Origin of the sequence: Streptomyces inhibens, from assembly GCF_003389455.1 — a bacterium.
In the GTDB taxonomy this organism is placed as follows: Bacteria; Actinomycetota; Actinomycetes; order Streptomycetales; family Streptomycetaceae; genus Streptomyces; species Streptomyces inhibens.
Genome location: NZ_QUAC01000389.1, coordinates 1 through 8,123 on the forward strand (window position 1 = coordinate 1; position 8,123 = coordinate 8,123).

Sequence of the window (8,123 nt, forward strand, 5' to 3'; positions counted from 1 at the left end):
GCACCGGCAGCGGCGGCCGGCCGCGGTACGGACACCGTGCGCGTGGCGGCCACCGCGAGCGCCCCGGCCCGGGGCGCCGACTCCGCCGTACGCCTCGCCGCCGCCCCCGCGTCGCCCGGCACGTGGGCGCAGCACGCCTCGTACCGCCACCACCACTCGACGACCCACCTCAAGACGGTCTTCAAGTCCAAGAAGTCGAAGTGGAAGTCGAAGACGAAGAAGAAGCGCGGCTTCTTCAAGAAGCTCGGCATCTTCCTGGTCGTGCTCTTCGTCGTCTTCCTGGTCATCGTGATCCTGGTGATCTGGCTGATCGTGCGCTTCTTCCGCCGCGCGCGGAGCCGGCGCAACGCCTGAGAGACGCCCTGCGCCCGACCTACGTCAGAGGTTCCCACCACGCCCGGTTGTCCCGGTACCAGGCGTAGGTCTCCAGCAGGCCGGTCTCGAACGGTTTGCGGGGGCGGTAGCCCAGTTCCGCCGTGATCTTCGAGCAGTCGACGGAGTAGCGGCGGTCGTGGCCCTTGCGGTCCTCGACGTACTCCACCCGGTCCCAGCCGTACCCGCACACGGTGAGCAGGCGGTCCGTCAGCTCCTTGTTGCTGAGTTCGGTGCCGCCGCCGATGTTGTAGATCTCGCCCGCCCGGCCCCTGGTGCGGACCAGCTCGATCCCCTGTATGTGGTCGTCGAGGTGCAGCCAGTCGCGGATGTTCTCCCCGTCGCCGTACAGCGGGACCTTGTCGCCGTCCAGCAGACGGGTGAGGAACAACGGGATGACCTTTTCGGGGAATTGGTGCGGCCCGTAATTGTTGGAGCAGCGGGTCACCCGTATGTCCATGCCATGGGTGCGGTGATGGGCGAGCGCCAGCAGATCGCTGGAGGCTTTGGAGGCCGAGTAGGGAGAGTTGGGGCGGAGCGGGTCGGTCTCCGGCCAGGAGCCGGCGTCGAGGGAGCCGTAGACCTCGTCCGTCGAGATGTGGACGAAGGTGCCGTCCGTGCCGTGCTGCCGCAGCATGGCGTCCAGGAGGACCTGGGTGCCCAGGACGTTGGTGTGGACGAAGGCGCCGGCGCCCGCGGTCGTGAGGGAGCGGTCGACGTGCGACTCCGCGGCGAAGTGCACGATCTGATCGTGTTCCGCCACGAGTTCGCCGACCGTCCGGGAGTCGCAGATATCGCCCTGCACGAAGGAGAATTCCGGCCGTCCGCGCACCGGGTCGAGATTGGCCGGATTCCCGGCGTAGGTGAGCTTGTCGAGCACGGTGACACGGACATCGCCGGGGCCGTCGGGGCCCAGGAGCGTACGGACGTAGTGCGAGCCTATGAACCCCGCGCCGCCGGTCACCAGAATGTTCTGCCGGGTCATCACGGAACCTGCACCTTGCTGTCGGCCGTCGCCGGCCCCCGGGAACGACGAAGGCCCCGATCCGCAAAGGATCGGGGCCTTCGCCCTGAGAGCGGTAGCGGTGGGATTTGAACCCACGGAGGAGTTGCCCCCTCACGCGCTTTCGAGGCGCGCTCCTTCGGCCGCTCGGACACGCTACCGAGAGAGAGCTTAGCCCACGGGTGGCCGTGCGCCGAAATCGGATTCCGGGGAGCGGGCGGAGAGGGGTCGCCACGGGCGCCTGACGGCGGCCTGACGCCGGCCGGGCGCCGGTCAGCGGTCGCGGAAGAAGGCGGTGAGCTGGGCCGCGCAGTCGGCTTCCAGGACGCCGGTGATGACCTCGGGGCGGTGGTTGAGACGTCGGTCACGGACCACGTCCCAGAGGGAGCCGACCGCGCCGGCCTTGGCGTCGCGGGCGCCGTACACGACGCGGTCGACGCGGGAGAGCACGATCGCGCCGGCGCACATCGTGCAGGGTTCGAGGGTGACGACGAGCGTGCAGTCGGTCAGCCGCCACTCTCCCGCCCGTCTCCCGCCACCACCCCGGCCGGAATCTCCCCCAGACTCCGTCTGGGGGGACCCCCAGCGCGATGCTTCCTCTCGTAGAGCTTGCGCCGCCCGGCGCAGCGCGAGGACCTCGGCATGTGCGGTCGGGTCCCCGGTGGCCTCGCGTTCGTTGTGGCCGGTGCCGAGGACCGTGCCGTCCGCGGACAGCACGACAGCACCCACCGGGACATCACCGGTCCCGGGGGCGCGGGCGGCCTCGCCCAGCGCCTGCCGCATCGGCGCGATCCAGGGGTCGCGCAGCGGGTCGGGCGCGGGGGAGGGGAGAGGGGCGGATGGGGGGACGGTCATGTCCCCAGTGTCGGGGACGTGACCGGGAGCGGGGCCCCAAGGGCCGCCCTGAGGGCGGGCCGGGGCGGGGTCAGCGCACGGCTTCCAGGACTTCTGTGCAGCCCAGGGCGTCGGCGATGGAGGAGAGCGCGTCGCCGTCGAGGGACAGCAGCTCCTTCTCACCGATGCCGAGGTCTTCCAGCAGCCGGGGATCGCCGAGCGGGCCGCGCGGCGGGCCGTCCGAGCCGTTCACCGCGTCCAGCGCGTCGTCGTCGTCATCAACGTTGTTGTCCGATTCGGGTTCGCCGTCCTCCGTGCCGTCCAGGTCGAGGCTGTCGAGGTCGTCGGTCGCGTCGTCATCGTCGCGGCCGAGCAGCTCGTCGGTCAGCATCGCGCCGTACGAGCTTCTGGCGGCGGCGGCGGCGTTGGAGAGGAAGACCCGCGGGTCTTCCTCGCCGTCCACCCGGATGACGCCGAACCAGGCGTCCTCCTGCTCGATGAAGGCCACCACCGTGTCGTCGTCGACCGCTGCCTCTCGGGCCAGATCGGCCAGATCGGTCAGCGTCTCCACATCGTCGAGCTCCGTATCGCTCGCTTCCCACCCGTCTTCGGTGCGCGCGAGCAGTGCGGCGAAGTACACCGTGACTCTCCCACTGGTCATAGGCGTGCCGGGCCGGGCGGGGCGGCGCTGCACGCCGTTGGTCCCGCCCCTTCGGAATCGTGGCAGAAACAACGCGTTCGCGCGGGGTCTTCGGCGCTGCGTCGTGCGGAGGTTGTGCGAGATGTCGCTCACGTGCCGCAGCGTGGGCGGGCATGCGAGGGTGTTCCGCTACCAGCGGAATGTGCGCATCCGTATGACCTGGCGCATCCGCTCGGCCCGCGCGCGGCGCGGCTGGACGCGGTCCCGCAGCGCCTTGGCCTCGTGCAGTTCCCGCAGAAACTGGGCCCGGCGCCGTCGGCGCGCCGCTTCGCTCTCGGGGTCCGGGCCGCAGCCCTGGGCGCCGAGGACGGCGTCGTTCGTGTCGTCGGTCCGCTTACGGTCGGGCACGCTGCACACCACCTCGGGCGGGATCTTCGCCCGACAACGCGGCAGCCAATCGGGCGTACGTGCCCACTTTCCCTCGTTTCGGTGGTTTGATGCCGACGAAGCCGTGCTGCCGTGTCCGGCCGCCGGGCGCCGCACGGCGGGCGCTGCTGCTCTCCGGCTCGGTTACTGTCGATGTCATGCGGATCCACGTCGTCGACCACCCGCTGGTGGCGCACAAACTCACCACACTGCGCGACAAGCGCACCGATTCCCCCACCTTCCGGCGGCTCGCCGACGAGCTGGTCACCCTGCTCGCCTACGAGGCCACCCGTGATGTGCGCACCGAGCGGGTCGACATCGAGACGCCGGTGACGGCGACCACCGGTGTGCGGCTCTCACACCCGCGCCCCATGGTCGTACCGATCCTGCGGGCCGGTCTGGGCATGCTGGACGGCATGGTCCGGCTGCTGCCCACCGCCGAGGTCGGCTTCATGGGCATGGTCCGTAACGAGGAGACGTACGAGGCGCACACGTACGCGACGCGGATGCCCGACGACCTCTCGGGCCGCCAGGTGTACGTCGTCGACCCGATGCTCGCCACCGGCGGCACGCTGGTCGCGGCGATCCGTGAGCTGATCAAGCGCGGTGCGGACGATGTCACCGCGATCTGTCTGCTGGCCGCGCCGGAGGGCGTCGAGGTCATGGAGAAGGAGCTGGCCGGCACGCCGGTGACGGTGGTCACCGCGGCGGTCGACGAGCGCCTGAACGAGGACCGCTACATCGTGCCGGGCCTCGGCGACGCGGGCGACCGGATGTACGGCACCGCCGGCTGAGCTAGCCGCACCTCCCCCACCTGATCACTCTTCGGGCCCCGCACCACCAGCTGGTGCGGGGCCCGAACGTGTGCGGTCAGCACTTGGTGTCGCCGGAGGGGGCCGGGGACGGATGGGACAGCAGGGCCAGGGACTTGGCGGCGGCCGGCTGGGCGGTCAGCTCCTTGAAGGCGTCGCCGATGATCAGGTCGAGCTCGGCGCCCTTGCGGTCGTCGGTCTTCTGCTGGGCGCCGGCGAGCTGGGTGGCCAGCACCTTCAGCGGGCCGTCGACGGCTGCCCTGGGGCCGAGAAGTATCCCGGCGCCCTTGATCTTCTTGTCGTAGGCGGCCGGTGCGTTGCCCACCTTGCCGATCTTGAAGCCGCGCTTCTGGAGCTCGTCGGCAGTGCGCTTGGCGAGTCCGGAGCGCGGGGTGGCGTTGAAGACATTGACCGTCAGCGTGGCGGGCGCGGGGGGCTTCTGTGCGGCGGCCCCGGCCTGTGCCTTGTTCACCTTGCCCGTCTTGCCGCCCTTGGGGCAGTGCTTCTTTTCCTGGGCGGCCTGGGCGGTGTTTCCGCGGCCACCGAAGACGTCGATGAGCTGCAGGGTCCCCCAGCCGACCAGGCCGAAGGCGCAGACCGCGGCGACGATGGTGAGGACGATCCGGCGACGGTGGCGGGGACGGCGCATCCGCGGATACCTGTCGCCCGTGATGCGGTACTTCTTACCGCCCATGCCTGGGGGCGTCAGCATGCTCATGGGCGCAGCGTAGTGCGGGCGACAGGCCGTGCCTACTAAATGATCAACGCGTGGCGCGAGACCCAACCCAAAAGGGTCAATCCAGACAGGGTGGGTTGGGTGGAGCTGGGTGGTAAGAGAGGATTTCCGGCCTGATGGCGGCCGGTTCCCGGGGTGTCAGCCCAGTTCGAGCACGCGGGCGTGCAGCACCTGGCGCTGCTGGAGCGCCGCGCGCACCGCGCGGTGCAGCCCGTCCTCCAGATAGAGGTCACCCTCCCACTTCACGACATGCGCGAAGAGGTCGCCGTAGAACGTCGAGTCCTCGGCGAGCAGCGTTTCGAGATCGAGCTGCTGCTTGGTGGTCACCAACTGGTCGAGGCGTACCGGGCGCGGGGCGACATCCGCCCACTGCCGGGTGCTTTCCCGGCCGTGGTCGGGGTACGGCCGCCCATTTCCGATGCGCTTGAAGATCACACGGAAAGCCTACCGGGCGAGCGGCACCGGGCGCAGCCATGCCGCAGCAGTGCAAAAGGATCATTGGCGGCAAATTTGGATCATTGGTGAGCGACGGCCCGGAGATACGGCCGGATGCGACCCGAATGGACCAGCGCGCGGCGCGATCCGGCGGGCGCCGTGCGCCGTAGGGCCCGTTACTTGACGATCTCCAGTACCGCCATCATCCCTTCGTCCTCGTGGTTGAGGATGTGGCAGTGCAGGACGGTCTTGCCGGTGTAGGTCGTGAAGCTGATCCGGAGGACAAGCTTCCCCTTGGGGGGCACGCTCGCCGTGTCCTGCAAGCCGTGGCCATGGTGCGGACGGCCGTTGATGCTCATCAGCTGAAAGTCGTCGACGTGTACGTGGAACGAGTGTTCCTCGTTGCTGTCGTTGCGCACGGTCCACTCCTCGACCGTGTTCAGCCTGGTCCGGACGTCCACCCGGTTCGGGTCGAACTGTTTGCCGTTGATGAAGAACTTGGTGCCGGCCTTGTTCTCGGAGAACACCAGGGTGCGCCGTGCGGCGATCGCCGCGTGGCTGAGGTCGTCGGTCGGCGCGAAGGGCGAGGCGGGCAGGGGTGCCGGGTGCGCGGAAGGCCCTTTGCTGACCAGGGTTGCCAGGGTCGCCTGCGGGAACTTGTTACCGGCCGGCCCGGTGTCGTACGCGAGCGTCTGCAGCTGGGTGCGGCCGGTCGGACCGCCTTGTACGAGCACGTCGAAGCGGGCGCCGGCCGCGAGGAGGAGCGAGTCGGCCGTCCAGATCCGGTCAACGGGGTTGGCGTCGTGGGCGATCACATGGAACCGCTGACCTTTCAGGCGGAGGTTGTAGTAAATGTTGGCGCTGATGTTGGCCAGCCGCCACAGCTGGGTCTCACCGGGCCGGATGCGGATGGCCGGGTTCAGCTGGCCGTTGACCGTGCGGTGGGTGGGCTTGCCGATGTGCAGGCCCTTGGTCCTGACCGCATCGCCGTCGGCCTGGAAGTCCTTGAGCGCGATGACGCGCTCGGTGATGTGGCGCAGGCCCGCCGGCAGGTACTGCCGCAGTCCGTCGACGATGAGGACGCCCGACATGCCCCCGGCGACCTGCGGCGCGGACATCGTGTGCGCATGCGAGTGGTACCAGTAGGTGCCGGGGGAGAGGTTCTTCGGGAACCGGTAGGCGTAGTGGAACGTCTGGCCGGGATGGATGTGGAGGAAGATGTTGTCGGAGTTGCCGCTCGGCGACACATGAAGTCCGTGGACATGCAGATTGGTGAACTCGTTCAGCGTGTTCTTCATCGACAGGTCCAGCTTGTCCCCCGGCCGGATCCGCAGCGTGGGGGGCATGTAGTGGCCGTTGTAGGTGAGGGCCCACAGCCTGCGGCCGCCCACGTCCACCTTGCGCCTCGCCACGACGAGTTCCACCCGCAGGACCCCGTTGTGGCTCACCATCTGCGCCGGCTCCCGCAGCGGGGCGCCTTCCGTAACCGACGGCGCCGGCGGGGATGAAGGCATCCGCGCAGCCGAAGGCGACCGGTCACCGGCACAGCCGCTCATCAGGACGGTGATGACAACGATCAGGGCAGTGGCGAGCCCCGGCAGCTTGGATCGAGACCGCATGGGACCTCCACTCCAGATACCCGCTCCACACGCGGCTCACCTCCAGCAAGCACGCGGTCGAAGCCGTGCGCCATCCGGGTGGCCCGTTCGCGCGAGATACTCACCCCGACGCCGCAGAACTCACCACTTCAGAGCGGCCGTCAGGCTCGGCAGCCAGTACGTGACCCTGGCGGCGCGCGGGTCGACATGGACCGGGGCGCCGTCGTCCAGGCCGACCTGGGTGGGGGTGGCGCGAGCGGCCAGTGCCACCCCGAACTGGGAGATCTTTCTGCCCCGGCCGTGCGGGCCGCCGGCCGTGGAGGTGGTGACGGTGGCGTAGGCGGTGGCGTTGGGCGCGAGCGTGACGACGGAGTGCGGCCTGCTGTTCTCGATCGCCGGGACGGCGGGTCGCCGGCCCTCGCCGAACCGCAGCAGCGGGTAGCGCTGGGTGGCGAAGTCGCAGGTCCGGTCGGAGTAGTTGGTGACCGTCAGCAGCATGCGGTGGTCCCGGCGCGGCATCGCGCCGGCGTGGAACCGGAGCATCTCGGGCGTACAGGCGGCCCGGCCGCCGGGGCGCGGGGACAAGGCGCCGTCGCCCCCTGGGGAGGGCGAGGTGGGGACCGGCGATACGGCGGTGGCGGAGTCGTCGGCCTTGGTGCCGGCACCTCCGTGGCAGGCGGCGGTCAGCGACAGTGCGGCGGCGGTCAGGCCGGCGGCGACGGCCCGGCGGGCGGTGGCGGTGACGGTGAAGGGCATGGCGGGCTCCCCGGACAGTGGCGTGTACACGACCTTCGGCGCGAGCGCTGGTGATCGGCTAACGCGCGGCTAACGCCTACCCGGGCCATGCCGGGGCGCACTCGATGCCGCCACCGCCCCGGAATGACGGGCGATCTCCGGAGACCTCCCCCGTGTGACCGTCAACCAGTCGATGTGGGGGAGGAGTTGGGCGCTCGGCTGCCCTGGGGGGAAGGGGTGTCCGACGGGGGCGCGGTGGGTGGGCGGGTCGTCTCGGTGGGGCGGCTGCCCGTGTGGTCGGTCGGCCGGGGCGTAGGAATGCCCGTACGGGTGTGCCGGGGCGGCCGTACCGGGTCGGTGCCGGGCGGCTGTGAACCGGAGGGGCCGGCGGTGCTGCTGGGGCTCGCCGACGGCTTGGTCGGCGTGGGCTCCGGGCCGGTACGCGTCGGGGCCGGCGAAGGGCCGACGGGGCTCGGCGGCGTCGCGGGCGAGGGCCGGGCCGGCGGGCCGTCGGGGGTGGTCGCCAGATAGC

The 8,123-nt window shown here is 70.3% G+C and carries 11 protein-coding genes and 1 tRNA gene; 3 read left to right on the forward strand and 9 right to left on the reverse strand.

All coding sequences use genetic code 11. The features are described 5' to 3' along the window. Window positions 1-354: hypothetical protein (locus tag DY245_RS35300; RefSeq protein WP_128511181.1), on the forward strand; the 354-nt coding region annotated here is incomplete at its 5' end. Window positions 355-373: 19 nt separating this feature from the next. Here the strand turns inward: DY245_RS35300 and rfbB are convergent. From rfbB to DY245_RS35325, 5 genes are all read right to left on the reverse strand, one after another. Next, on the reverse strand, window positions 374-1,357 hold the full coding sequence (rfbB, locus tag DY245_RS35305; protein WP_128511182.1) for a dTDP-glucose 4,6-dehydratase: 984 nt from the start codon (window positions 1,355-1,357) through the stop codon (window positions 374-376). A 92-nt stretch (window positions 1,358-1,449) separates the two neighbouring features. Then, a tRNA-Ser gene (locus tag DY245_RS35310) sits at window positions 1,450-1,536 on the reverse strand. Window positions 1,537-1,648: 112 nt separating this feature from the next. After that, window positions 1,649-2,230 (reverse strand): nucleoside deaminase, encoded by a 582-nt coding sequence (locus tag DY245_RS35315; RefSeq protein ID WP_181924017.1) that lies wholly within the window; start codon window positions 2,228-2,230, stop codon window positions 1,649-1,651. Between the two features lie 70 nt (window positions 2,231-2,300). Then, the gene (locus DY245_RS35320) at window positions 2,301-2,849 is read right to left on the reverse strand and encodes a tRNA adenosine deaminase-associated protein (RefSeq protein ID WP_128511183.1); all 549 of its coding nucleotides are present in this window, start codon (window positions 2,847-2,849) and stop codon (window positions 2,301-2,303) included. Window positions 2,850-3,038: 189 nt separating this feature from the next. Continuing rightward, complete coding sequence (locus DY245_RS35325) at window positions 3,039-3,257, reverse strand: hypothetical protein (protein ID WP_128511184.1); 219 nt, start codon at window positions 3,255-3,257, stop codon at window positions 3,039-3,041. A gap of 176 nt (window positions 3,258-3,433) precedes the next feature. Between DY245_RS35325 and upp the strand changes: the two genes are divergently transcribed. Beyond that, window positions 3,434-4,069 (forward strand): uracil phosphoribosyltransferase, encoded by a 636-nt coding sequence (upp, locus tag DY245_RS35330; RefSeq protein WP_128511188.1) that lies wholly within the window; start codon window positions 3,434-3,436, stop codon window positions 4,067-4,069. A 76-nt stretch (window positions 4,070-4,145) separates the two neighbouring features. Here upp and DY245_RS35335 read toward each other — a convergent pair whose 3' ends face one another. From DY245_RS35335 to DY245_RS47715, 4 genes are all read right to left on the reverse strand, one after another. Further along, complete coding sequence (locus DY245_RS35335) at window positions 4,146-4,805, reverse strand: LytR C-terminal domain-containing protein (protein WP_425329483.1); 660 nt, start codon at window positions 4,803-4,805, stop codon at window positions 4,146-4,148. Window positions 4,806-4,961: 156 nt separating this feature from the next. Next, window positions 4,962-5,258, reverse strand: coding sequence for a type II toxin-antitoxin system VapB family antitoxin (locus DY245_RS35340; RefSeq protein WP_030084955.1), 297 nt, complete (start codon window positions 5,256-5,258; stop codon window positions 4,962-4,964). A gap of 176 nt (window positions 5,259-5,434) precedes the next feature. Next, window positions 5,435-6,877 carry a multicopper oxidase family protein gene (locus DY245_RS35345; RefSeq protein ID WP_244943472.1) on the reverse strand — a complete coding sequence of 481 codons (1,443 nt, stop codon included), beginning with the start codon at window positions 6,875-6,877 and terminating at the stop codon, window positions 5,435-5,437. Between the two features lie 120 nt (window positions 6,878-6,997). Further along, window positions 6,998-7,612: a DUF4232 domain-containing protein gene (locus DY245_RS47715; RefSeq protein WP_128511185.1), complete on the reverse strand. Its 615-nt coding sequence runs from the start codon at window positions 7,610-7,612 to the stop codon at window positions 6,998-7,000. 216 nt (window positions 7,613-7,828) lie between these two features. Between DY245_RS47715 and DY245_RS35355 the strand changes: the two genes are divergently transcribed. Then, window positions 7,829-8,122 (forward strand): hypothetical protein, encoded by a 294-nt coding sequence (locus tag DY245_RS35355; protein ID WP_128511186.1) that lies wholly within the window; start codon window positions 7,829-7,831, stop codon window positions 8,120-8,122. Window position 8,123 lies beyond the last annotated feature (1 nt).